At 71.8% G+C, this 24,275-nt stretch carries 22 protein-coding genes; 10 read left to right on the top strand and 12 right to left on the bottom strand.

Translation table 11 applies throughout. The features are described from left to right. Positions 1-63: 63 nt before the first annotated feature. Together IAI59_RS09390 and IAI59_RS09385 are read right to left on the bottom strand one after the other, a co-directional pair. The gene (locus IAI59_RS09390) at positions 64-1,698 is read right to left on the bottom strand and encodes a M28 family metallopeptidase (protein ID WP_207416279.1); all 1,635 of its coding nucleotides are present in this window, start codon (positions 1,696-1,698) and stop codon (positions 64-66) included. Continuing rightward, positions 1,698-2,723 (bottom strand): ketopantoate reductase family protein, encoded by a 1,026-nt coding sequence (locus IAI59_RS09385; protein WP_207416278.1) that lies wholly within the window; start codon positions 2,721-2,723, stop codon positions 1,698-1,700. Before IAI59_RS09385 ends, IAI59_RS09390 begins: the two co-directional genes overlap by 1 nt. Positions 2,724-2,816: 93 nt before the next feature. Between IAI59_RS09385 and IAI59_RS09380 the strand changes: the two genes are divergently transcribed. Together IAI59_RS09380 and IAI59_RS09375 are read left to right on the top strand one after the other, a co-directional pair. Next, positions 2,817-3,530 carry a GntR family transcriptional regulator gene (locus tag IAI59_RS09380; protein ID WP_207416277.1) on the top strand — a complete coding sequence of 238 codons (714 nt, stop codon included), beginning with the start codon at positions 2,817-2,819 and terminating at the stop codon, positions 3,528-3,530. A gap of 27 nt (positions 3,531-3,557) precedes the next feature. After that, positions 3,558-4,574 carry a Bug family tripartite tricarboxylate transporter substrate binding protein gene (locus tag IAI59_RS09375; RefSeq protein WP_207416276.1) on the top strand — a complete coding sequence of 339 codons (1,017 nt, stop codon included), beginning with the start codon at positions 3,558-3,560 and terminating at the stop codon, positions 4,572-4,574. Between the two features lie 7 nt (positions 4,575-4,581). On the opposite strand, the gene IAI59_RS09370 is transcribed toward IAI59_RS09375, so the two are convergent. The 3 genes from IAI59_RS09370 to IAI59_RS09360 form a co-directional block, all read right to left on the bottom strand. Continuing rightward, on the bottom strand, positions 4,582-6,126 hold the full coding sequence (locus tag IAI59_RS09370) for an ABC transporter substrate-binding protein (RefSeq protein WP_207416275.1): 1,545 nt from the start codon (positions 6,124-6,126) through the stop codon (positions 4,582-4,584). A 92-nt stretch (positions 6,127-6,218) separates the two neighbouring features. Then, positions 6,219-7,277, bottom strand: coding sequence for a lytic murein transglycosylase (locus IAI59_RS09365; protein ID WP_237180561.1), 1,059 nt, complete (start codon positions 7,275-7,277; stop codon positions 6,219-6,221). 59 nt (positions 7,278-7,336) lie between these two features. After that, positions 7,337-7,522 (bottom strand): hypothetical protein, encoded by a 186-nt coding sequence (locus tag IAI59_RS09360; protein WP_207416274.1) that lies wholly within the window; start codon positions 7,520-7,522, stop codon positions 7,337-7,339. 59 nt (positions 7,523-7,581) lie between these two features. Between IAI59_RS09360 and IAI59_RS09355 the strand changes: the two genes are divergently transcribed. After that, on the top strand, positions 7,582-9,987 hold the full coding sequence (locus tag IAI59_RS09355) for a zinc-dependent metalloprotease (protein WP_207416273.1): 2,406 nt from the start codon (positions 7,582-7,584) through the stop codon (positions 9,985-9,987). A 155-nt stretch (positions 9,988-10,142) separates the two neighbouring features. On the opposite strand, the gene IAI59_RS09350 is transcribed toward IAI59_RS09355, so the two are convergent. From IAI59_RS09350 to IAI59_RS09335, 4 genes are all read right to left on the bottom strand, one after another. Beyond that, a complete protein-coding gene (locus IAI59_RS09350; RefSeq protein WP_207416272.1) occupies positions 10,143-12,434 on the bottom strand; it encodes a molybdopterin guanine dinucleotide-containing S/N-oxide reductase in 2,292 nt (763 codons plus the stop codon). Between the two features lie 66 nt (positions 12,435-12,500). Next, positions 12,501-13,295 carry a hydroxyethylthiazole kinase gene (thiM, locus tag IAI59_RS09345; RefSeq protein ID WP_207416271.1) on the bottom strand — a complete coding sequence of 265 codons (795 nt, stop codon included), beginning with the start codon at positions 13,293-13,295 and terminating at the stop codon, positions 12,501-12,503. Positions 13,296-13,359: 64 nt separating this feature from the next. Then, complete coding sequence (locus tag IAI59_RS09340; protein WP_207416270.1) at positions 13,360-14,973, bottom strand: ABC transporter substrate-binding protein; 1,614 nt, start codon at positions 14,971-14,973, stop codon at positions 13,360-13,362. After that, positions 14,970-15,512: a MarR family winged helix-turn-helix transcriptional regulator gene (locus IAI59_RS09335; RefSeq protein WP_207416269.1), complete on the bottom strand. Its 543-nt coding sequence runs from the start codon at positions 15,510-15,512 to the stop codon at positions 14,970-14,972. The genes IAI59_RS09340 and IAI59_RS09335 overlap by 4 nt, the downstream gene beginning before the upstream one ends. A 145-nt stretch (positions 15,513-15,657) precedes the next feature. On the opposite strand from IAI59_RS09335, the gene IAI59_RS09330 reads away from it, so the two are divergent. From IAI59_RS09330 to IAI59_RS09310, 5 genes are read left to right on the top strand one after another with little or no spacing between them, the layout of a single operon-like run. After that, a complete protein-coding gene (locus tag IAI59_RS09330; RefSeq protein ID WP_207416268.1) occupies positions 15,658-16,359 on the top strand; it encodes a creatininase family protein in 702 nt (233 codons plus the stop codon). A 1-nt stretch (position 16,360) separates the two neighbouring features. Further along, positions 16,361-17,335, top strand: a complete 975-nt coding sequence (locus IAI59_RS09325) for an ABC transporter permease (protein WP_207416267.1) — start codon at positions 16,361-16,363, stop codon at positions 17,333-17,335. Continuing rightward, complete coding sequence (locus IAI59_RS09320) at positions 17,332-18,210, top strand: ABC transporter permease (RefSeq protein ID WP_207416266.1); 879 nt, start codon at positions 17,332-17,334, stop codon at positions 18,208-18,210. Before IAI59_RS09325 ends, IAI59_RS09320 begins: the two co-directional genes overlap by 4 nt. Then, entirely contained in the window at positions 18,207-19,184 is a 978-nt protein-coding gene (locus IAI59_RS09315; RefSeq protein ID WP_207416265.1) for an ABC transporter ATP-binding protein, read from the top strand. Before IAI59_RS09320 ends, IAI59_RS09315 begins: the two co-directional genes overlap by 4 nt. Beyond that, positions 19,181-20,161: an ABC transporter ATP-binding protein gene (locus IAI59_RS09310; RefSeq protein ID WP_207416264.1), complete on the top strand. Its 981-nt coding sequence runs from the start codon at positions 19,181-19,183 to the stop codon at positions 20,159-20,161. The genes IAI59_RS09315 and IAI59_RS09310 overlap by 4 nt, the downstream gene beginning before the upstream one ends. Positions 20,162-20,340: 179 nt before the next feature. Here the strand turns inward: IAI59_RS09310 and IAI59_RS09305 are convergent, their stop codons facing one another. Both IAI59_RS09305 and IAI59_RS09300 read right to left on the bottom strand, forming a co-directional pair. Beyond that, positions 20,341-21,285 (bottom strand): isoaspartyl peptidase/L-asparaginase family protein, encoded by a 945-nt coding sequence (locus IAI59_RS09305; protein WP_207416263.1) that lies wholly within the window; start codon positions 21,283-21,285, stop codon positions 20,341-20,343. A 34-nt stretch (positions 21,286-21,319) separates the two neighbouring features. Beyond that, positions 21,320-21,898: a helix-turn-helix domain-containing protein gene (locus IAI59_RS09300; RefSeq protein WP_207416262.1), complete on the bottom strand. Its 579-nt coding sequence runs from the start codon at positions 21,896-21,898 to the stop codon at positions 21,320-21,322. Between the two features lie 46 nt (positions 21,899-21,944). On the opposite strand from IAI59_RS09300, the gene IAI59_RS09295 reads away from it, so the two are divergent. After that, complete coding sequence (locus IAI59_RS09295) at positions 21,945-22,154, top strand: hypothetical protein (protein WP_207416261.1); 210 nt, start codon at positions 21,945-21,947, stop codon at positions 22,152-22,154. After that, positions 22,151-23,500 carry an LLM class flavin-dependent oxidoreductase gene (locus IAI59_RS09290; protein ID WP_272877385.1) on the top strand — a complete coding sequence of 450 codons (1,350 nt, stop codon included), beginning with the start codon at positions 22,151-22,153 and terminating at the stop codon, positions 23,498-23,500. The genes IAI59_RS09295 and IAI59_RS09290 overlap by 4 nt, the downstream gene beginning before the upstream one ends. On the opposite strand, the gene IAI59_RS09285 is transcribed toward IAI59_RS09290, so the two are convergent. Continuing rightward, entirely contained in the window at positions 23,497-24,228 is a 732-nt protein-coding gene (locus tag IAI59_RS09285) for an IclR family transcriptional regulator (RefSeq protein WP_207416260.1), read from the bottom strand. The genes IAI59_RS09290 and IAI59_RS09285 overlap by 4 nt on opposite strands. Between the last annotated feature and the right edge of the window lie 47 nt (positions 24,229-24,275).

Here is a 24,275-nt window from a genome sequence, read left to right as displayed (position 1 = left end):
GCACACGACCCCGGGGGGGGGCCATGCGGCCCGGCGGCTTCCGTTGCCATGCCCCGGGGGGCGTCAGGCCAGGGCGAGCATGGCCTGACGCACCGCATGGCGCACCCGGTTGGTGGTCCGGCGGGCAGAAACGACCAAGCGGTGCGCCGCCTCGCTGCCCTCTTCCGCCCGGGCCAGGGCACGCAGCGGCTCCAGCACCGGCCAGGCCGGCTGCGGCAAGGCCGGGTCGTGGGCGAAGCGGTCGCCGGAAGTGAAGTCCAGCGGCACCAGCGCGCGGCACACCCGCATGGCCTCCGCATCCTCCAGCGCGCCGCGCTCCAGCCGCTCCTGCAAGGCGGCCACCTCGTCGGCGAGAGCATCCAGCGGCAGCATGGGGGTTTCACAGCGCTGCAGCTCGGCCAGCAGGCTGGCGGCGGTCGCGGCCGGGTCCAGCGGCAATTGCGGCTCGGTCAGCAAACGCCACACGGCATGCGCATAGACCTTGGTGTCGCGCGCCAGGAAGTCGGGGTCGATCTGTTCCAGCAGGTCATGCGGCGTGTGCCACCACCAGCCCAGCGGGTTGCGCATCGCCACCGTGGACGGCGGCTGGTGGCTCAGCGTGCTGAACAGGCTGGGCAGGCCGATGCCCCAGAAGGAGGCATCGCCGTTGCGGCCGTTGCGCTTGCCCTCGTGCTGCACGCCCAGCTCGTCGCGCAGCACCTGGGTCGCGAAGCCCACCAGCGCGCCGTCGCTCGGCGCCTCGGTCATCACGGTGGCGCCCTGGCCGCCGGTGGAATCAACGTTCACGTGCACGGCGCAGCGGGCATCCAGCTCGGCCCAATGTGTGTCGGCATACCAGGTGGAACCGGCGTAGCGGCCCTGGGAATGGCCAGACCAGAAGCAGAAGCGCAGGCCGCGCTTCCATTCCGCGCGGCGGGTGGCGGCCAGCCGCGCCACCTCCATCATGGTGGCGTTGGCGGCACCGTTGTCCATTACGCCCTCGAACCAGGTGTCGTGGTGGCCACTGAACAGGATGAAGGGGGCCGTGGCATCCGGCGCGTCCAGCTCCGCCACCAGCAGCGGGATCGGTCGCCAGCCGGTGTCCACCGTGGCGTGCAGCACCACCGCCGGAGCGTCGCCCGCCGCCAACCGGGCGCGCAGCGCCTGGCCATCCGCCTGCGAAATGGTGCAGGCCACCGTGGCGGGCATCTGCGCCGCCGTTTCGGCACCGGGGCTGCCCCAGACAGGGGAGATGCACATCTCGTGCAGGTGCTCGTGCGGGCTGACATGCAGCGTGCCCGCCGCGCCCACGCGCGCCGCGCGGCTGGCCGCCGCCGGGCTGGCGATGCCATCCAGCAGCAGGATGGCGCCGCGCAGGTCGGCATCCCGTGCGAAGGCCGCCTCGTCGCCCGCGCCGAGATCGACCAGCCGGCCGGACAGCCCGTCCGGCGGCGAGGACAGCGACATGGAATGCGTGATGGCCTGCAGCCGCTGGCCATCCACCGTGACATGCGCGGGGCCCGGCAGGCTCACATAGGCATCGTGCATCAGCAGCTCGGTGCGGAAGCCGTAGGCGTCCATGCGCTGCTGGATGAAGCGGATGCTTTCGCCTTCCTCCGGCGTGCCGGTCAGCTTGCGCCAGCGCGCCATGGTGGACAGGTTGCTCATCATCTCCGCGGCCTGGACGGCGGCGGCGAATTCACGGGCTTCGGCGGTCATCACACGCGCTCCTTCATGGCATCGCCCAGGGCGTCGGCGCTGGCGGGACCGATGTCCCGCCGCCCGGCCTCGATTTCGGTGATCAGCTTGACCAGCCGGTCCATCATGGCGGACGGCAGGCCGTGGCGGCGGGCGGCGGCGCGCACCGGCGCGAGCTGCGCCGCGACATCCGACTGCCGCTTGCGCACCGCGAGGTCCCGCCAGATGCCGCTGTGCGACTTGGCGGAACCGCGGTTGAAGGCTTCCATCTTCGCCATGGAGGCGGCGATGGCCGCGTCGTCGCCCCGCAGGAAACCGGCGGGGTCGAAGCCGTTGAAGCCCAGCACGTCCACCTGCTCGGCCGCCGCCACCGCCAGCACCTCCCGCACCAGGGCGACGATGGTGGCGCGCCGCGCCGGGTTGGCGATGAAGTCGGCGATGGACTGGTTGTCCAGCGCCGAGGACTTCAGGATCGCGCCATAGCCCGCCTTGCCCCAGAGGTAGCCGAAGACGTTGTCGCTCAGCACCGCGTCCGGCTCGAACACGCGCAGCTGCTCGTGCAGGTCCCGCAGGCGCGGGGTGGTGCTGCCGTCCAGCTCCCCCACCACCACGGCGGCACGGTTGCCGAACAGGATGCGCCCCGGCTCGATGTAGTCGGCGCCGAAGTTGACAAAGGCGCCGATGGTGCGCTCCCGCCCCACGATGTCGGCGATCACCAGCTCGTTCAGCCCGTTCTGGCAGGACACGACCATGCCGTCCTCGGCCAAAAAGGGCGCCAGCGCGTGCGTCGCGGCCTCGGTGTGGTGCGCCTTGACCGCCAGCAGGATGCGCTTGTGCCGGCCGGTCACGCGGTCCGGCGTCACGGCCGGGCCGCCGGTGGTGAAGCTGTCCACCGGACCCTCGATCCGCAGGCGCCCGGCGGCGATCTCCGCCACGTGCTCGGGCACCACGTCCACGAACAGCACCTCCTGCCCCGCCCGCGCCAGATAGGCGCCGATCGTGCCGCCGATCGCGCCCGCGCCCCAGATGACCACCGGTTCCGCCATGCTGTCCTACTCCCCGTTTTTGCCAGACTTCAACCATGCCGATTGTCTGTCAATCCCGTTGACCGCACCGCAACATCTGCGCAAGCTGCCGGCATGCAGGATACCGAGCACCCGCCCGCCACCGTGCGCCAGATGGCCGAGGAAATGCTGCGCGCCGCCATCGTCGCCGGCGACCTGCAGCCCGGGCAGCGGCTGACCGAGCGCAGCCTGTCCGCCCTGACCGGCGCCGGCCGCACCACGGTGCGCGAGGCGGTGCGCCAGCTCGAATCCGAGGGGCTGCTGCACAGCGTGCCGCATCGCGGCCCCATGGTGGCCGTGTTGTCCGAGCCCGAGGCGCGCGACCTGTACGAATTGCGCGCCATGCTGGAAGGCCAGGCCGGCCGGCTGTGCGCGCTGCGCGGCAACATGCACCACCATGCGGCGCTGCACATGGCGGTGGATGCGCTGGACCATGCGCGCCAAGCCGGCAGCATGCTGGGCGTGCTGCAGGCCAACACCGCCTTCTACGAGGCGCTGAACGACGGCGCGGGCAACGAGGCGCTGCGGCAGGCGATGCTGGGGCTGCACAACCGCCTGGCGTTCTTCCGCTTCAGCTCCACCCGCTGGCCCGGCCGCAGCGCGCAAAGCGTGTTCGAGCTGCGCGCCATTGCCGATGCGGTGATGCTGCGCGACCCGGCCGCCGCCGAGGCCGCCTGCATCCACCACATCGAGGCCGCCGCCGAGCTGGCGCTGCTGCTGCTGGCCGAACGCGCCCGCGGCGCCGCGCTGGTCCGCCGCCCACGCCGCGCCGCCTTCGAGAAAGCCTGACCCCCACCCGCAGGAGACCGCCTTTCGATGACCATCGTGCTTCCGGCCCCTGGCCGCCGTTCCCTGCTGGCCATGGCCGGCTCCCTGGCCGTGCCGGCCCTGCTGCTGCCCGAGCGGGCGCAGGCGCAGCGCGACGCCGCCTGGCCCAACCGGCCCATCCGCATGGTGGTGCCCTTCGCGACCGGCGGCGGCACGGACATCACCATGCGCCTGCTGGCGCCCAAGCTCGGCGAGTTGCTGGGCCAGACCATCGTGATCGAGAACCGCCCCGGCGCCGGCAGCACGGTGGGCACCGATTCGGTCGCGAAGTCGGCGCCCGACGGCTACAGCTTCGTGCTGGCCACGCTGAGCTCCACCGGCATCGCCAAGGGGCTGTACCGCAACCTGCCCTATGACCCGGTGCGCGACCTGACGGCGGTGGCGCCCACCGTGTTCATTCCCATCAGCTTCGGCATCACCCAGCGCGGCTGGGACGTGAAAAGCTATCCGGAGTTCGTGGCGGCGCTGAAGGCCAAGCCCGGCGCTTATTCCTACGGCAGCAGCGGCGCGGGCTCGACCGGGCACATCGCCAGCGCCAACTTCCTGCGCCAGATCGGCGCGCAGGCCGAGCACATCCCGTATCGCGGCGCGGGGCAGAGCTTCGCGGCGCTGATCGCGGGGGAAACGCAATTCACCCACGACATCCCGTCCCTGCTCAAGCCGCTGCACGAGTCCGGGCAGGCCCGCGTGCTGTTCGTCAACGGCACCGAGCGCTCGCCCCTGCTGCCGGACGTGCCGGCGCAAAGCGAGCTCGGCATCCCGGACTACAAGTCCTATTCCTGGTACGGCATCTTCGGCCCCGCCAACCTGCCGCCCGCGATCACCACCAAGATGGCGGCGGCGATCGAGGCCGCGCTGGCCGACCCCGCCATCGACGGCAAGCTGAAGGAGCTGGGCACGCCCGGCATGCGCGGCTGGACGCCGCCGCGCTTCGCGCAATACGTCAAGGAAGAGATCGACACCTGGGTGCCGCTGGTGGAAGCCTCGGGCGCGCGGGCGGACTGAGGCCGGCTCAGGCTTTCCGCAGGTTCCAGAAGGTCGCCGTCGGCGCCTTCACGAACCCGGAAAGCCGCGTGCTGTAGGCCTGCGCGTTGAAGTAGCGACCGAGCGGCAGCAGCGGCGGCTCCTCGAAGGCCTGCAGCTGGATCTTCTCCGCCACCGCGCGCTGCGCCGGCAGGTCCGGCGCATCGAACCAGGCGTCGCGCAGCGCGGTCATGCGCGGGTTGGGGGCGGTGCCGTAGAGGTGGGCGTGCATCGCCGGGTTGGTGATCCAGAGCCCCGCCCAGGCGATGGGGTAGCAGCTCCAGTTGCCCTGGGCGCTCTGCGCGCGGCTGACCAGCGTGCCCCAGTCCATGCTCTGGTAATCGACCTTCAGCCCCACCTGCTCGAACAACTGCCGCGCGACGGGGGAGAAGGCGGCGGAATTGCTGAGGTCGGTCGCTTCCAGCATCACCACAGGCTCCCCGGCATAGCCGGATTCGCGCAGCAGGTGGCGGGCCAGCTCCAGGTCCCGCGGGCCGGTCAGGATGTCCATGCCCGCCTTGTTCGCCAGCGGCGTGCCGGGCAGGAAGATGCCGGCCGCGGTGTCCATCATCTCCGGCTGGTCGCCCAGAAAGGCCTGCAGGAAGTCCGCCTGCTTGACCACCGGCAGCAGCGCGCGGCCGACCTTCGGGTTGTTGAAGGGCGGCACCGCCGTGTTGAAGCGGATCTCGGCCCAGGAGCCGAGCGGGTCCAGCACCTCCACCTTCAGGCTGCGCTGGCGGCGCAGCACCGGCAGCAGGTCGGCCAGCGGGCGCTCCACCCAGTCCACCTCGCCGGTTTGCAGGGCGGAGGCGGCGGTGGCCGGGTCGGGCATGATGTGCCACTCGACGCGGTCGAAGTTCACCGGCCGGCCGCCGGCCCAGAACTGCGGCGGCTCGGGGCGGGACACGTAGCGGGGGTTGCGCTCGAACAGGGCGCGCGCGCCGGCCACCCATTCATCCTCGCGGAAAACAAAGGGTCCGCTGCCCGTGTAGTCGGTGATGCTGGCGGAAGCGGGCGTCGCCGCCGTGCGCTCCGGCATCATGAAGCAGGCGGTGGCGCCCAGGCCGAACAGCATCTGCGGAAAGGGCCGCGCCAGACGGATCTCGAAGCGCCGGTCGTCCAGCGCCCGCATCTCCTGCATCTGCGCCTTCAGCCGCAGGCCGAAGCCGTCCCGCTGCGCCCAGCGGTCGATGGAAGCGACGCAGTCCTTCGCCAGCACCGGCGTGCCGTCATGCCACAGCAGCCCCTCGCGCAGCGTGAAGCGCCACTGCAGCCCGTCGTCAGAGAGCTCGTGCCCCCGCACCATCTGCGGCTGCGGCACCAGCGCATCGTCCAGCCCATAAAGCCGGTCGAAGATCATGCTGGCGGCGCAGTAGGACACCAGCGCACTGGACCACAGCGGGTCCAGCGTCGTCAGGTTGGCATGCGGCACGAAGCGGAGCACCCGCGAGGCATCCTGGGCCAGCGCGGGGCGGGCCAGCGCGGCGGCGCCGCCGAGGGCCAGGGTGGCGCGGCGGGTCAGGCGTGGCGGCATGGCGGGCTCTCCTGCGGGCGCCCGCGGAGGCGGCGCCTCGGTCATGAGCAGCATGGCATGGATCGCGACCCATGCCAGCCCGCCATCCCGTGTCAGGCCACGCGGTCGGCCAGCAGCCCCACGGCCAGCCCGTAGTTCATGGGCGAGTTGTAGCGGCGGATGACGCGCAGGTTCGGCAGGCCTAGGAACACCTGGCCCGAGCTGCGGGTCGGCACCGCCAGCGTCGCTTCCGTGCCGGTGGCCGGCAGCGGGCCGCCATCCGCCTGCCGCCAGCCCAGGCGCGACCATTCGGCCATGCTGCGCTTGGTGTCCGTGTCCACGCGCTCGATGTCGAAGCCGCCGGGCGGGCGGGCTTCCATCGCCCAGCCCTGGCCGGTTTGCCAGCCGTTGCGCGCCAGGTAGTTGCCGATCGAGGCCAGCGCGTCCGCCTTGCTTTCCCAGATGTTGCGGTGCCCGTCGCCGTCGAAGTCCACCGCCAGCCGCTCGAAGCTGGTGGGCATGAACTGCGGGTGGCCCATGGCCCCGGCCCAGGAGCCGGTCATCTTGTCGGCCGAGATGTTGCCCTCGTCGATGATGCGCAGCGCCGCCAGAAGCTCCTTCCGGAAGAAGGCGGCGCGGCGGCCTTCCCACGCCAGGGTGGCCAGCGCTTCCACCACGTTGAAGCCGCCGGTGTTGCCGCCGTAGTTGGTTTCCATGCCCCAGATCGCCACGATCACGCGGGCGGACACGCCGTAGCGGCTTTCGATCTGCTGCAGCAGCGCGCGGTTCTCGGCATAGGCGCGGCGGCCATCGTCGATGCGCTTCTGCGACACGATGCGGTCGCGGTACTGTTCCCAGCTCAGCACGCCCTCGGGCTGCTTGCGGTCCAGCTCCAGCACGCGCGGCAGCGGGCGGATGTTGCCCAGCGCGGCGCGCACCGTCGGCTCGGAAATGCCGCTGCGCCGTGCCTCGGCGCGCAGCGCGACCAGGAAGCTGTCGTAGCCCGTGGTGTCCAGCGGCGCGCCGGGGGCCGGCGCCGCGGCCACCGGGGGCGGCGGGGCGGCCATGGCGGGCATGACGGGCGCCGGGGGCGCGGACACCGGCGGAGCGGCGGTGGAGCAGCCGGCGAGCAGCGCGCCGGTGCCGGACAGGAGAAGGCGGCGGTTGAGCATCCGGCTGACGTGGCAGATGTTTGCAGCCGATGCAACCGCGCCGCGCGGTCGTTGCGCCCTTAGTGTTCCAGCCGCGCGCCCGTGCGCTGCACCACGTCCTGCAACGTCGCGACCCCGCGCGACAAGAAGCCACGTGCCTCCGCCAGGCCGTCGGGCTGCTGCCCGGGCGCGAGGCCGACCAGGATCAGCCGCTCGCGGAACGCCGCATCCCCTAGCACGGCGACAATGCCGCACTTCAGCGCCAAGCGGCCCGGCGGGGGGAAGCGGTTGACCGCGCGCCGCCCCGGGCGAATGCTGCCGCGCCATGAGAACGCCCCAGCCCCTGCACGACATCCCCGACCGCGCCGCCGGTCCCCTCGCCCGCGCGCGGCGCCTGGACGGCTTCGTGCCGCTGCTGTGGGACGAGAACGCCGGCCGCCTGTTCATCGAGGTGCGGCGGCTGGGCGAGGATTTCCTCTATCTCGACCGCCTGTCCCACGCGCTGGGCGACAACCGCATGCAGCGCGGCGACCTCAGCCGCCCCACCATCGTGCGCTTCGAGCGGCGCGGCACGGCCCTGCTGCTGGTGGCGCCCAACTGGGCCTGGCGCACCTCATCGCCCGAGGCGCCACAGAAACTGGCGGTGCGCCAGTCCTTCGCCGAATCCGTGCTGTGGCGCTTCGACATCGCGGAAGAGCGCGACGGCGCGCTGCTGGCCGACGCCACCGCCTTTTTCCTGCGGGATTCGCGCGGGCTGGCCGGGCAGCTCTCGGCACTGGGCGAAGGCAGCTACACGCTGGATGCCGCGCGCTGCGCCATCGCGGATGAAGGCACCCGCGCCTTTCCCCGCAACAGCCAGGCCGAGGCGATCCTCACCTTCAGCAACCCCCAGGCCCAGCGCCTGCCCTTCTGGTGGGGCGATGGCCGCACGGAGGGGCTGGCGGCGATGGCGCCCGACCCGCGCAGCATCACGCTGCGGCTGCGCCACTGCTTCATCGAGCTGCCCGACGACGGCTACAAGCCGCGCGAGTTCGACCCGCGCAGCTCCTTCTTCAACAGCGTCATCTTCCACGATTTCGGCCGCTCGCTGGAGCAGCCGATGGATGTGCACTACGCCATCCGCCACCGGCTGGAAAAGCAGGACCCCACCGCCCTGCTGAGCGACCCGGTCGAGCCCATCACCTACTACCTCGACCGCGGCGCGCCGGAGCCGATGCGGACCGCGCTACTGGAAGGCGCCCGCTGGTGGAACCGCGCCTTCGAGGCCGCCGGCTTCCGCGATGCCTTCCGCGTGGAATTCCTGCCGGAGGATGCCGACCCGCTCGACATCCGCTTCAACATGATCACCTGGGTGCCGCGCGGCTCCCGCGGCTTTTCCTACGGCACCATGATCTGGGACCCGCGCACGGGCGAGATCATCCAGGGCCAGGTCACCATCACCGCGCTGCGCGACCGCCACCTGCGCGGCATCGCCGAGGCGCTCTTGTCCCCCTACGAGGACGGCACCCCCTGCCCCGAGGTGGAGCAACTGATGCTGGCCCGCCTGCGGCAGCTTTCGGCGCATGAGGTCGGCCACACGCTGGGGCTGGACCACAACCACATCGCCAGCATCCACGGCCAGGACATGTCGGTCTGCGACTACCCGGCGCCGCTGCTGACACTGGATGCCGAAGGCAAGGTGGATCTCTCCGCCGCCTACGGCACCGCAATCGGCCGCTGGGACGAGATCTCCATCACCTGGGGCTACCACCAGTTCCCGCCCGGCACGACGCCCGAGCAGGAAAGGGCCGGGCTGGACGCCATCCTGATGGATGCCGAGCGGAACGAGGGCCTCTACACCCTGGCGCAGCAGGACGGCATGCCGGACAGCGGCGTCCACCCCAAGGGCCACCACTGGGACACCGGCGCCGACGCGGCCGAGGAACTCGACCGGCTGATGCGGGTGCGCGCCGCCGCCCTGTCGCGCTTCGGCGAGCGCGCCATCAAGCCCGGCCGCCCGCTGGCCTCGCTGGCCGACCTGCTGGTGCCCCTCTTCCTGCTGCACCGCTACCAGACCGAGGCGGCGGTGAAGCTGCTGGGCGGCCTCGACTTCCGCTACGCCCTGCGCGGCGACGGCCAGAAGCCCGCCACCCTGGTGCCGGCCGACGACCAGCGCCGCGCGCTGCGCGCCGTGCTGGCCACCCTCGATCCGGCGGCGCTGACCCTGCCGGAATCCCTGCTCGCCCTGCTGCCGCCCCGCCCGCCGGAACTCAACCGCACGCGCGACAGCTTCCCCGGCCACACCGGCCTGACCTTCGACCCCTTGGGCGCCGCCGAGGCCGCCGCCACCCACACCCTGGCCCTGCTGCTGGCTCCCGACCGCGCCGCGCGCCTCGCCGAGCACCACGCGCGCGACAGCACCCTGCCCGGCCTGCACGACGTGCTCGCCGCCCTGCTGGACGCCACCTGGCACGCCGCCGCGCCCGAAGGCCTGGCCGGCGCGGTGAAGCTGCGGGTGGATTACGTGGCGCTGCGCCACCTGCTGGCGCTGGCCGCCAATGGCTCGCCCATCGTGCGCGCGCTGGCGCGGCAGGCGGTGCGCGGGCTCCGCGGCACGGCGTGGCCGGACGCGGACCCCGTGACGGCGGCGCATCGGGCGGAGGCGATGGAAATGATTGACGCCTTCTTCCACGCGCCGGAAAACTTTCGGAAGGCGGGAACGCTGCCGGTGCCGCCGGGGTCGCCGATCTGAGAAAAAGGCCGGGGAAAGAATTCCCCGGACCCCTTCTTTTCTTTTTGCCTGTCATCCGGCTGCGGCCGTTCAGACGTTTCGCCCGTACCACGCCCGCAGCGCCATGGATCAGGAAAAAGATGGGGGTTCGGGGGAATTCTTTCCCCCGACCTTTCTCACCCCACCGGCGGGTCCCAGGCCTTCACCGGCGGCAGGTTGCCCGTGAAGCGTTCCACCTGCACCGCCGTCAACTGCCCTGTGCAGCCCTGCGACAAACGGGAGGTCCCGGCGTCGCGCGTCAGCACGTTGGGGTTGCCGTGCACGCAGAGCGGCTTGGCGTCCTCGGCGTCGGCCGGGTCGTACCAGGCGCCGGTGGGCAGTTGCACCACCCCGGGCATCAGGTCCTCGCTCAGCGCGGCGGCGGCGAGGCAGGCGCCGCGCTGGTTGAACAGGCGGACGATGTCGCCCTCCGCGACGCCGCGCGCGCCGGCATCCGTGGGGTGGATGCGCATCACCTCGCGGCCGCGATGCTTGGAGCCGGCGCTGGTGCCGCCGAAGTCGAGCTGGCTGTGCAGGCGGGTGGCGGGCTGGTTGGCCACCAGCCACAGCGGCGCCTCGCCGCCCGGCACTTCCACGCGGTCCATCCAGGTCGGGTGGCCGGGGCAGTCGTCGTAGCCGAAGGCCGCGATGGTGGCGGAGGCGATCTCCACCTTGCCGCTCGGCGTCGGCAGCGGTGCCGCTTCCGGGTCGCGGCGGAAGGCGCCGACGATGCCGCCGGTGTCCTCCTCCAGCGGCATCTCCAGCTCGCCCTGCTGCCAGAAGGTCTCGAAGTCGGGGGCGGGCAGGTTCTTTTCGGCCAGCGCGGCGCGGGTGCGCTCGTAGAGATGCTCGATCCAGCCTCGCGCGTCGCGGCCCTCGGTGAATTCCTCGCGCTTGCCCAGGCGCTCGGCCAGGGCGGCGAAGATGTCGTAGTCGTCGCGCGCTTCCGCGAAGGGCGGGGCCAGGCGGTGCATCGCCACCATCAGCGGGTCGGTGGTGGTGGCGCCGATATCCTCGCGCTCCAGCGTCATGGTCGCGGGCAGCACGATGTCGGCGTGGCGCGCGGTGGCGGTCCAGGCGCTTTCGTGCACCACCAGCGTGTCGACCTTCGCGAAGGCCTCGCGCAGGCGGTTGAGGTCCTGGTGGTGGTGGAACGGGTTGCCGCCGGCCCAGTAGACCAGCTTCACGTCCGGATAGGTCAGCGCCTGCCCGTTGTAGTCGAAGGGCGCGCCGGGGTTCAGCAGCATGTCGCTGATGCGCGCCACGGGAATAAAGGCGCGCACCGGGTTGCGGCCCTGCGGCAGGCCCGCCACCGGCACCGCCACCATGCGCTTGCCGTAATGCGCGATGGAGCCGAGCGCGTAGTTGAAGCCGCCGCCGGGCAGGCCGATCTGCCCCAGCATCGCCGCCAGCACCATGCCCATCCAGACCGGCTGCTCGCCATGTTCGGCGCGTTGCAGCGAATGCGCCATGGTCACCAGCACGCGCTGGCCGGCCGCCTGGCGCGCGATGGCCATGATCTGGTCGGCGGGCACACCGCAGATGGCGCTGGCCCAGGCGGCGTCCTTGGCCACGCCGTCCGTGCGGCCCAGCAGGTAGTCCTCGAACTCCGGGTAGCCAACGCAGAAGCGGTCCAGGAAGGCCCGGTCGTGCAGCCCCTCGGTCGCCAGCGTATGCGCCAGGCCCAGCATCAGCGCGGTGTCGGTGCCGGGGGAAAGCGGCACCCATTCGGCGCCGGCTTCCTGCGGCAGGTCGTCCCGCAGCGGGCCGAACAGCAGAAAGCGGCAGCCGCGCGCCGCGGCCTCGCGCATTGCGCCGCGCTCCACGTGGCGGCTGACGCCGCCGCCGCCCACCGCGCTGTTGCGCACCGCCATGCCGCCGAAGGCCAGCACCAGCCCGGTATGCTGGACGATGGCCTCCCACGTGACGCTGTGGCGCGTCACCGGCTCGAACGGCCCCAGGATGTGCGGCAGGATGACGTTGGCCGCCCCCGCGCTGTAGCTGTTGACCGAGCGGACGTAGCCGCCGACGGCGATGTTCAGAAAGCGGTGCACCTGGCTTTGCGCGTGATGAAACCGCCCGGCGGAGGACCAGCCGTAGGAGCCGCCGAAGATACCCTCGACGCCATGCGCGTCCCGCACCCGCCGCAGCTCGCCCGCCAGCAGGTCCAGCGCGCGGTCCCAGGACACGGGCACCAGCTCGTCCCGCCCGCGCCGGTCGGTGGGGCCGGGGCCATGCTCCAGCCAGCCGCGCCGCACCATCGGCTGCGCGATGCGGGCGCGGTGGCGGACGGCCTCGGGGAAATTCTGCAGGATGGCCGAGGGGTCGGGGTCCGAGGGATGCGGCTCCACCACCAGCGTGTCGCCCTGCCAGCCGGCGCGGAACACGCCCCAGTGGGAGGAATGCGGCTTCAGGTCGGGAACATCCATGCGCGTCGTCCTCGCGGTACCGTTGCCCGGCCATCATGGCCCGCCCGGGGCCGCCGCGTCACCCCATCACCGCCAGCGGGCGCGGGCGGCGAGCGTCGCGCCGTCCATCGCATGCAGCCGGTCCAGCAGCGCCACGGCGAAGCTGCCGGGGCCGGCGGCGCCGCTTGCCGCGTCCTCCGCCGCCACGCCCAGCAGGGTCAGCGCCGAGGCCACCGCCGCCACGCCGGGCAGGCCGGCGCCGAGAAAGGCGCCCGTCAGTGCCGTGGCGGTGCAGCCCGTGCCGGTGACGCGGGTCAGCATCGGGTGGCCGTTGGCGATGCCCAGCATCGCCTCGCCATCCGTCACGTAATCCACCGCGCCGGTGACGGCGACGGCGATGCCACCCTGGCGGGCCAGCATACGTGCCGCGTCGCGCGCCATCTCCGCCGCCGCCGTGCTGTCCACCCCGCGCGAGGCGCCACCCTGCCCCGCCAGCGCCAGGATTTCCGAGGCATTGCCGCGCAGCACGGTGGGGCGGCGCGCCAGCAGCTCTCGCGCCGTGTCCAGCCGATAGGCGGTGGCACCGGCCGCCACCGGGTCCAGCACCCAGGGAATGCCGGCGGGGCTGGCGGCGGCCACCGCCACCCGCATGGCCGCGCGCTGCGGCGCCGACAGCGTGCCGATGTTGACCACCAGCGCCTGCGCCCGCAGCACGAACTCGCCCGCCTCCTCCTCCGCCTGCACCATGGCGGGGGACGCGCCGACCGCCAGCAGGGCGTTGGCGGTGAAGTTGGCGACCACGGTGTTGGTGATGTTGTGGACCAGCGGCGCCGCCGCCTTCAGGCGGTCCAGCGCGGCGGCGAGATCGGGGGCGGAGAACATGGGCGAAGCATCCGGAAGCCGGCGGCAGGGATAAGCCAACCCCCGCCGCCGGCCAAGCGGCGGCTCAGCGGGCCGGGCGGCGGATGTTCATGGCCAGCGTGTCCTCGTCCGCGCGCGGGGTGATGGTCACGCGGTCGCGGCGCATGGCCCAGGCGGTGACGATGCCGGCGATGGGCAGCGAGGGGCGGTCCTGCGCCACGATGGCGGCGGCGCGCTCCAGATAGGCGCGGCGCTTGGCCTCGTCCATCTCCACGTCCGCCGCCTCGATCGCCTGGTCCAGCTCGGCGTTGCGGTAGTTGCGGTTGTTGAAGGCGCCCATCCGCTTGGCCGGGTCGTTGCTGTGCACCAGGGAGGACAGGGTGTAGTTCGCCTCGCCCGTCAGCGTGCCCCAGCCGCCCTGGTAGAAGGCGTAGTCGCCGCGCGTGCGGGCGGGCGACCACACCGCGCCCGGCTGCGCGTTGGCCACCGCGTCGATGCCCACCGCCGACAGCATCTGCGAGATGGAGGTGCCCACCGCGCGGTCGCCCGGCAGGCCGTCATTGGTGAAGTTGAAGGGCACGCGGAAGCCGTTGGGGTAGCCGGCCTCGGCCAACAGGGCGCGGGCGCGCCGCGGGTCGGGCTTGGTGACGGGCAGCTGCGCGTTGTAGCCGAAGATCTGCGGCGTCACGAGCTGGGTGCCCGGCTTGCCCATGCCTTCCATGGCAATCTCGGCCAGCGTTTCGCGGTCGATCGCGATGTCGATCGCCTCGCGCACGCGGGGGTCGCGGAAGGGGTTGGCCGGCAGCGCGCTGCCGTTGCGCGCCGTGATGGTGGGCGAGCTCTCGCGGAAGTCGAACTCCATGTAGAACATGTAGGCGCTGTCGGTCTTCACGATCGCCAGGCTGCGGTCGCGCTCCAGCGTCGGCACGTCGGCGGCGGGCGCGCGGGCGATGATGTCCACCTGCCCGGCCTTGAGCTGGGCCACGCGCGTGGTGTCGTTGGGCAGTTCCTTGCGGATCACCCGGTCCCAGGGCTCGGCGCCGCCCCAGTAGCCGTCGAAGCGGTCGAGGACGAGCTGCTCCTTGGGCGTCCAGGAAACGAAGCGGTAGGGGCCGGTGCCGATGGCGGCGCGGCCGGTGTTGAAGCCCTCGTTCGCCGTCTCGCGCGTGGAGAAGTCGCGCGCCGCCTTGCTGGACACCACGAACAGCCGCACGAAGTCGTTGGGCAGCGTCGGCGCCGGCGTCGGCGTGACGATGCGGATGGTGTGCGGGTCGACGATCTGCACCTCCTTCACCCGGCGCACGTAGATGGTGGCGGGGTTGGGGCCGGTGACCAGCGGAATGCGCTCGATGGAGAACTTCACGTCCTCGGCCGTGAAGTCCGAGCCGTCGTGGAACTTGACCCCCTGGCGCAGCTTGAACTCCCAGGTGGTGGCGTCGATCGCCGTCCAGCTTTCGGCCAGCCCCGGGCGCAGCTCCAGGTTGTTGCCGGACACGACCAGCGTGTCGAACACGTGCTTCAGCGCCTCGGCGCTGGTGGCGCTGGCGGTGAAGTGCGGGTCGATCGACAGCGGCCCGGCGCGCACGCCGACGGTCAGCGTTTCGGCGGCCATGGCGGGTGCCGCGGCCAGCACGGGGGTGAGCGCGAGCCAGGTGGCCAGCGCGCGGCGGGACAACAGTCTGCAGGTCGGGCGGTTCATGCCGGTTTCTCCTCTGGCTCGCAGGACTCGCGCCACGTGGGCGAGGCCACGATCATCTTGGTCAGCAGCGCGTGCAGCATGTGCTGCTCGGCCGGCGAAAGGGCGGACAGCATCTCGTGCTCGCGCTCGACCATGGGGGGGATCGCCTCGTCGACGATGCGCTCGCCCGCCGGGGTCAGGCGCAGCACGAAGCTGCGCCGGTCGCTCGCATCCGTCGCGCGGCGGATCAGCTTGCGGCCGATCAGCACCTGGATGGCACGGCTGATGGTGTTCTTGGGAAAGGCCGAGGACTGCACGATCTCGCTGGCGCTCAGCCCGTCGCGCAGCCGCAGCGAATAGATCACCATCACTTCCTGCCGCTTCAGCGCGTGCCGGCGCTCGATGCCCGGGTAAACGTGGCGGTTGAAGGCGGCGGCGGCGAAGTTGACACGGAAGGACAGCCAGCAGGGGTTGTTCCACAGCTTGGCGGACAGCAGCGGCGCGAGGCCCGCGCCGGCGTCCGGTTCTGCGATGTCGGCATCCTCGAAAGCCAGTCTCACGGCGTGCTTTGCAACCTTTCGGCGCCCGATGATCGTTCCAGTTGGAACTTGACACCGCCTGAAACCGCCCGTCAATCTCCATAACAAGTTCCATTCGGGACTTTATCGCCAACCCCGACCACGACCCCGAGGACGCGCCGCCGGCATGCTCGCAGCCGACATGAACTGGATGGAAATGGCCGTGCGCGCGGCGCAGGACGACCGCTGCGTGCTGCCCATCGGCAGCACCGAGCAGCACGCCTATCTGAGCCTTTGCACCGACAGCATCCTGGCCGGCCGCGTGGCGGAGGAGGCTGCGGCGTTGTCCGGCGTGCCGGTGTTTCCCGTGCTGCCCTACGGCATGGTGCCGGGCTTCGCGGCCTATCCGGGCACCGTGTCGCTGCGCATGGCGACCTATGCGGCCGTGCTGGAAGACATCCTGGAAAGCCTGTACCGCGGCGGCTTCCGGCGCATCCTGGTGGTCAACGGGCATGGCGGCAACACGCCGGTCGGCACCGTCTTCGCGGAATGGCTGGGCCGGCGCACCGATGCGCGCGTCAAGCTGCACGACTGGTGGCGGGCGCCCCGGACGCTGGAGAAGGTGCGGGAAACGGACCCCGAGGCCTCGCACGCCTCTTGGATGGAGAACTTCCCCTGGACCCGCCTGCCCGGCCGCCCGCAGCCGGACGGCGTGAAGCCCCGCGCGGCGCTGGAGCGCATGGCGCGCGTGGACCCGCTGACACGGCGCGAGATCCTGGGCGACGGCAACTTCCACGGCCGCTACGGTCGCCCCGACGCGGAGATGCTGGCGATCTGGGAGGTGGCGGTGGCCGAGACGCGCGCGGCCATCGAGCAGGACTGGGACTGAGATGGCGGGATTCATCGCCGGCCGGCTGGCGCAGGCCGTGGCCGTGATGCTGGTCATGTCGATGCTGGTGTTCCTCGGCGTCTTCGCCATCGGCAATCCGATCGACGTCATGCTGGCGCCGGATGCCACGCAGGAAATCCGCGCCCAGGCCATCGCGGCCTATGGCTTCGACCAGCCGCTCTACGTGCAGTACCTGCGCTTTCTCGGCCGGCTGCTGCAGGGCGACCTCGGTGCCTCCTTCGTCTACAACATCCCCGTGCTGCAGCTGATCGGCTCGCGGCTGCCGGCGACGCTGGAGCTGACCCTGATCGCGGTGATCAGCGCGACGCTGATCGGCGTGCCGCTCGGCATGTATGCCGGCTACAAGCCGGACAGCCCGGCGGCCAAGGCGGTCATGGCGCTGTCGGTGCTGGGCTTCTCCGTCCCCTCCTTCTGGGTGGGGCTGGTGCTGATCCTCACCTTCGCCGTCACGCTGGGCTGGATGCCGGCGGGCGGCCGCGGCCCCACCGTCGCCGTGCTCGGCATGGACTGGAGCTTCCTGACGGCCGAGGGCTGGAAGTTCCTGCTGCTGCCGGCCGCCAACCTCGCGCTGTTCAAGCTGTCCATGATGATCCGGCTGGCGCGCTCCGGCACGCGGGAGATCATGCTGTCGGACACCGTGAAGTTCGCCCGCGCCGCCGGGCTGTCGGAATGGACCGTGCTGCGCCACCACGTGCTGCGGCTGATCCTGGTGCCGATCGTCACCGTGTTCGGCCTGGAGTTCGGCTCCACCCTGGCCTTCGCGGTGGTGACGGAAACCATCTTCTCCTGGCCCGGGCTCGGCAAGCTGATCATTGATTCCATCGGCTCGCTCGACCGGCCGGTGATGGTCGCCTACCTGGTGCTGGTCGCGCTGCTGTTCATCACCATCAACCTCCTGGTCGACCTCGCCTACGCGCTGCTCGACCCGCGCATCCGCCGGGGGCGCAACGCGTGATCCTGTCGCCCAACCTGCGCCGCTTCGCGCGCGAATTCGCCGAGAACAAGGTGGCGCTGGCTGCCGCCATCGTGGTGCTTCTGATCGTGCTGCTGGCCGTGCTGGCGCCGCTCTTCGCGCCGCAGGACCCCTACGACCTGCCGTCGCTGACGCTGCGCGACGCGCGGCGGCCGCCCGGCTACGTCGGCACCAACGGCTACACCCACCTGCTGGGCACCGACGCGCAGGGGCGCGACCTCCTGTCCGCCATCCTCTACGGGCTGCGCATCTCCTTGCAGATGGGGCTGGTCGCCGGCGCCGTGGCCTTCACGCTGGGCGCCGCCATCGGCACCACGGCGGCCTATCTGGGCGGGCGGGTGGAGGCGGTGCTGATGCGCATCGTCGACCTGCAACTGTCCTTTCCCGCCATCCTGCTGGCCTTCGTGCTGGCGGCGCTGCTGGGCCAGGGGCGCTGGCCGCTGATCGCGGCATTGGTGGCCGCGCAATACGCCTACTTCGCCCGCACCGCGCATGGCGCGGCGGTGGCAGAACGGCAGAAGGACTATGTGGAAGCGGCGCTGTCCACGCCGCTGCCCGGCCGCACCGTGGTGTTCCGCCACATCCTGCCCAACTGCATGGCGCCGCTGCTGGTGGTGGGCACGGTGCAGGTGGCCAGCGCCATCTCGCTGGAAGCCACCCTCTCCTTCCTCGGCGTTGGCCTGCCGCCGACGGAGCCGTCCCTCGGCATGCTGATCTCCAACGGCTTCCAGTACATGCTGTCCGGCCGCTACTGGATCTCGATCTACCCGGGCGTCGCGCTGATCGTGCTGATCGTCGCCATCAACCTGGTGGGCGACCAGGTACGCGACCAACTGAACCCGAGGCTGCGCCGGTGAGCGCCCCGCTGCTGGAGGTGCGAGACCTCGCCACCCAGTTCCACACCCGCGCGGGCGTGGTGAAGGCGGTGGACGGCATCTCCTTCACGCTGGAACGCGGCGAGGTGATGGGGCTGGTGGGCGAGTCCGGCTCGGGCAAGAGCATCACCGGCTTTTCCCTGCTCGGGCTGATCGACCCGCCCGGCCGCATCGCCGCCGGGTCGGTCAAGCTGATGGGGCAGGAGCTGGTCGGCCTGCCGCAGCGCGAGCTTCGCCGCCTGCGCGGCAAGACCATCTCCATGGTCTTCCAGGACCCGGCCATGACGCTGAACCCGGTGCTCACCGTCCGCCGCCAGATGCGGCTGGCGCTGGCCGCGCATGAGAAGATGAGCGAGGCCGAGGCCACCGCCCGCTGCACCGACGTGCTGAACCGCGTCGGCATTCCCGATGCGGCGCGCAGGCTGGATTCCTATCCGCACGAATTCTCCGGCGGCATGCGGCAGCGCGTGGCGCTGGCCATCGCCCTGCTGCACAGCCCCGCCGTGATCGTGGCGGACGAGCCGACCACGGCGCTCGACGTGTCCATCCAGGCGCAGATCCTGGCCGAGATGAAGCATCTGGTGCGCCAGACCGGCACGGCGCTGATCTGGATCAGCCACGACCTCGCCACCGTGTCCTCGCTCGCCGGCAAGATCGCGGTGATGTATGCGGGGCGCATCGTGGAAAGCGGGCCGACCGGGCAGGTGCTGTCCGCGCCGCGCCACCACTACACGCGCGGGCTGCTGGACTCCCTGCCCTCCCAGGCCGAGCCGGGGCAGGACCTGCGGCAGATCCCCGGCTCCACGCCATCGCTGCTGGACCTGCCGCCCGGCTGCCCCTTTATCGCCCGCTGCCCCGCCGGCACCGCGCTCTGCGCGCAGACCATGCCGGGGATCACGGCCGAGGGCGGGCGCGACTTCCGCTGCCACCACCCCCTGCCGGACCTCGCCGCATGACCGCGCTGGTTTCCCTCCAAGGCGTCAGCAAGGTCTTCGGCAAGCGGCCCTCGCTGGTGCAGCGCGTCGGCATGGCCATCGGCCGCGGCGAGGGGCCGCCGCGCCTGCGCGCCTTGCAGGACGTGGACCTCCTCCTGCAACAGGGCGAGGCACTGGGGCTGGTGGGTGAATCCGGCTGCGGCAAGTCCACGCTGGGCCGCGTCGTCGCCGGCATCCACGCCCCCAGCAGCGGCACAGCGCGGCTGGGCGGCGAGGCCCCAATGCGCGGCGGCCACAAGGCCACCACCCGCGTGCAGATGGTGTTCCAGGACCCCTTCGCCTCGCTCGACCCGCGCATGCGCGTCGGCCAGGCGATCGCCGAGGGCCCCGTCGCCCACAAGCTGACCACAGGCGCCGAGGCCCGCGACTATGTTGGCCGCTGGCTGGAACAGGTGGGGCTGACGCGGGACTACGCGGACCGCTTCCCGCACCAGATGTCCGGCGGCCAGCGCCAGCGCATCGCCATCGCCCGCGCGCTGGCCATGCAGCCGGACATCCTGGTCTGCGACGAGCCGGTGGCCTCGCTGGATGTCTCCATCCAGGCGCAGATCGTCAACCTGTTCCTGAAGCTGCGGCGCGAGCTGCGGTTGACCATGCTGTTCATCAGCCACGACCTGGCGGTGGTGCGCCACCTCTGCGACCGCGTGGCCATCATGTATCTCGGCCGCATCGTCGAGACCGGGCCCGCCGGCGCGGTCTATGCCGACCCGCGCCACCCCTATACCCGCGCCCTGCTGGATAGCGTGCCGAAACTGGTGCTGGACGCGGATGCGGTGAGCTTCCAGCCCATCGCGGGCGAGCTGCCCTCGCCGCTGCGCCCACCGCCGGGCTGCCCCTTCCACGCCCGCTGCCCGCTCGCCTTCGACCGCTGCATGGTGGAACGGCCGCTGCTGCGGCCGGTGGCAGAGGGGCGGGAGGCGGCGTGCCACCTGGCCTGAAGGCGTGGCGCTGTTGAGGGGACGCTGTCCCCTCAAGCTCCCCTGGCAGGGGATCGGATCCCCTGCACCCCCATCTGTTGACGCTTCGCCTGCCAGGGGCAATGCCGAGCACAATCGGGGGTCCAGGGGATTCAATCCCCTGGCGGGGAGAGTTTGAGAGGGGCAGAGCCCCTCTCGAGTCACGAGCGCATCGCCTCCCGATAGATCCCCGTCCACGCCACCCCATCCGCGCCGATCTGCCCCCGGTACATCCCCGCACTGTTGAACGGCAGCGACACGCGCCCCGCCGCGTCGATAGCGATCAGCCCGCCGGAGCCGCCGATGCGCCCCAGCTCCTCCACCACGCTTTCCGCAGCCACCGCCAGCGTGTCGCCGCGGTAGCGCATGCGGGCGGCGATGTCGTGCGCCGCGGCCCAGCGGATGAAGTACTCGCCATGGCCGGTGGCCGAAACGGCGCAGGTCTCGTTGTCCGCCCAGGTGCCGGCGCCGAAGACCGGGCTGTCGCCGATGCGCCCCGGCAGCTTGGCGGTCATGCCGCCGGTGGAGGTGGCGGCGGCGACGTTGCCGCGCTGGTCGCGCGCCACGGCGCCGACGGTGCCGTGCTTGGCGGCATCGTCGCGCGTGTCGGGCGCGGCGGAGGCCTGGCGCTCCAGCTCGTTCTGCAGCGCCTGCCAGCGGCTGTCGGTGTGGAAGTAGCTGGCTTCCGCCATGGCGAGGTTCTGCTCGCGCAGGAAGGCCATGGCGCCCGCCCCCATCAGCAGCACGTGCTCGGAGCGTTCCATCACCGCGCGCGCCGCCTGCACGGGGTTGCGCGGGCCCATGATGCCGGCGACGGCGCCGGCTGCGCGGTCCTCGCCGCGCATCACCGCCGCGTCCATCTCCTGCACGCCGGCGCGGGTGAAGACGGCGCCGCGCCCGGCGTTGAACAGCGGGTTGTCTTCCAGCGACATCACCGCCGCCGTCACGGCATCCAGCGCGCTGCCGCCTGCGGCCAGCACGGCGTGGCCGGCGCGCAGGCTGTGGCGCAGGCCCTCGTGGTACTGCACCTCGGCGTCCGGCGTCATCAGGTCGCGGCGGATGGCGCCGGCGCCGCCATGGATGGCGAGGGCGAAGGTCTGGCTCATGGTCGTTTCCCCGGTTCAAGTCGCCGGCAGGGTATCACCGCGGTGCGAGGACCACGAGGTACCGGCAGGGCTTTTCCGATTCATTGACAAAGGCGCAGTCCTGCGGCGGCCCCAGCGCCAAGCTGTCGCCGGCGTCCAGCCGGTGCCGCGCGGCGCCCTCGTGGAACAGCAGCGCGCCGTGCAAAACCCAGATCACATGCGCCCATCCCTGGTATGTGGCGGCGGGATAGGCGACCTCGGCGCCCGGCGGCAGCTCCACCTCCACCAGCTCCGGCACCGTGCCCCGGGGCGAGACGGCGCGGCGGCGGTAGCCCGTTTCCGGGTCCCGCCACAGTGGCTGGTCTTTCGCACGGGCGACGCGGCCGGATTGCCCGGCATCGCCTTCCGCCCGCGCCAGCAGGGTGGACAGCGTCAGCCCCAGCGCCGCCACCAGCCGCCCCAGCAGCGCCGCCGTCGGGCTGGCCTCCGCACGCTCCACCTTGCTGATCATGGCGCGCGACACCGCCGAGCGTTCCGCCAGCTCGGCGATCGACCAGCCGCGCGCCTCGCGTTCCAGCCGCAGGCGGGCGGCGAGCGAGGCGGTGAGCGCCGACTCATCTTGTATCGTCGTCATTCGTCCATCATAGTGATCGCAGCATCGCCTGTCACGGGGAACGCGCATGACCATCGGGCATAATGGCGGACCGCCGCTGGACGAACCGGACCACGCCGTCACCTGGGGGCAGTTCGTGTGGCGCCGCGCCCACAAGAAGGCCTGGAAGACGCCGCCGCGCGAGGTCGCCCTGCGCCGGCTAGCACGGGCGGAGGAACTCGGCATGAGCTACAAGGACTACACCTTGGAAATCTTCGAACGCGGCCGCTTTCTGTGAGCGCGCCCCGGCAGATCATCCTCAATGCCTTCGACATGGCCTGCGTCGGCCATATCCAGCAGGGCCTGTGGCGCCACCCGCGCGACACCAGTACGAACTACGCCTCGCTGCGGCACTGGACCTCGCTGGCCCGCACGCTGGAGCGCGGCTTGTTCGACGGGCTGTTCCTGGCCGACGTGCTCGGTATCTACGACGTCTTCGGCGGCAGCCCCGACGCCGCGCTGCGCGAGGCGGTGCAGGTGCCGCTGCTGGACCCGGCGCTGCTGGTGCCGGCGATGGCGGCGGTGACCGAGCATCTCGGCTTCGGCATCACCTGCAACCTGGCCTACGAGACGCCCTATCTCTTCGCCCGCCGCATGTCGACGCTGGACCACCTGACGCAGGGGCGCATCGGCTGGAACATCGTCACCGGCTACCTGGACAGCGCGGCGCGCGCCATGGGGCTGGCGCAGCAAATGGCGCATGACGACCGCTACGACCTGGCCGACGAATACATGGACCTCGCCTACGCGCTGTGGGAAGGCTCCTGGTCCGAGGACGCCCGCGCGCGCGGCGCGGCGGCCGGGCATTACGCCGATCCGGCCCGGGTGCGGGCCGTGCGTCACCACGGCGCGCAGTACCGGATCGACGCGGTGCATCTCTGCGAACCCTCGCCGCAGCGCACGCCGCTGTTGTTCCAGGCCGGTGCCTCGGCGCGCGGGCAGCGCTTCGCGGCCCGGCACGCGGAATGCGTCTTCGTCAATGGCGGTGCCAGGCCGGCGGTGGCCAAGCTGGTGGCGGGGCTGCGAACCCAGGCCGAGCGGCCGCTGAAGGTGTTGGTCGGCGCCACCCTGGTGGTCGGCCGCACCGAGGCCGAGGCGCGAAACAAGCTGGAGGACTACCGCCGCCACGCCAGCGTCGAAGGCGCGCTGGCGCATGCCTCCGCCTCCCTCGGCATCGATTTCGCCCGCTTTGGCATGGACGAGCCGATCGAGACCGCGCCCACCCAGGCGATCCAGTCCAACGTGGAGGCGATGAAGCGCGCGGCCGGCCCGGTCTTCACCAAGCGGCGGCTGATCGACCAGTTCATCCTGGGCAGCCGCCAGCCGCCCATCGTGGGCTCCGCCGAACAGGTGGCCGACGCGCTGATGGGCTGGGTGGCGGAGGCCGACGTGGACGGCTTCAACCTGTCCCGCACCGTGCTGCCGGAAGGGCTGGAGGACGTGGTGGCCATGGTCGTGCCGCTGTTGCAGGAGCGCGGCGCCTTCAAGACCGCCTATGCCCCCGGCACGCTGCGCGACAAGCTGTTCGGCGCCGGCCCGCGCCTCGCGGCGCCGCACCCGGCGGTGGGGCACCGCTTCCTTTAGCCGCCCAGCATGCGGCTGACGGCGGCGGCCTCCTCCGCCACCAGCCGCAGCAGCGCCGGGCTGTCCGGGGTGTCGATGCGCCCCAAGAGCCCGGTGACGCTGAGCGCGCCGACCAGCCGCCCGCCCGCCCCCAGCACCGGCGCCGCCACCGCCGCCGATTCCGGGTCCCGCTCGCCCCGCGACAGATACACGCCGGCGGTGCGGATGGCCGCGTCCAGCTCCGTCGTGCCGCCGCCAAAGGCGCTCAGCACCCGCCCGCTGGCGCCCACCGCCACCGGTAGCCGGGCCCCTTCCTCCACATGGTGGCGGATCGGGCGGGGGCCGTGTTGGCGGTACAGGCAGATGCGGTCCTCGCCATCACGCACGTAGAAGGCCGCCGTTTCGCCGCTGCGCTCCACCAGCCGGGCCAGCGCCGGGCGCAGCACCTCGGCCAGGTTGAAGCCCGCTTGGTACAGCGCCCCCAGCCGCAGCGGCGCCGGGCCCAGGCGGAACATCCCGTCCTCGTCCCGCCGGAGGTAGCCGAACTGCGCCAGCGAGGCCGCCAGCCGCAGCACGGTGCTGGGGTACAGCCCGGCGCGCTGCGCCATCTCGGCCAGCGACAGCCGGGGCCGGCCGTCGGCGAAGGTTTCCAGCAATGACAGGGCGCGTTCCACCGCCTCGACGCGCGGCGCCTCGGCGGCGTCGGTCGCGCGGGGGCGGCCGCGGCGGCGGGGGGTGGGGTCGTTCATGGTGCTTGACCCTGTGGCTGGCCGTTTCGTATATTTCCTAACAGAAG

This window comes from Roseomonas haemaphysalidis, assembly GCF_017355405.1.
Lineage (GTDB): Bacteria > Pseudomonadota > Alphaproteobacteria > Acetobacterales > Acetobacteraceae > Pseudoroseomonas > Pseudoroseomonas haemaphysalidis.
The sequence above is the reverse complement of the archived record's forward strand: the minus strand, read 5'-3'. Positions and strand labels throughout refer to the sequence as shown.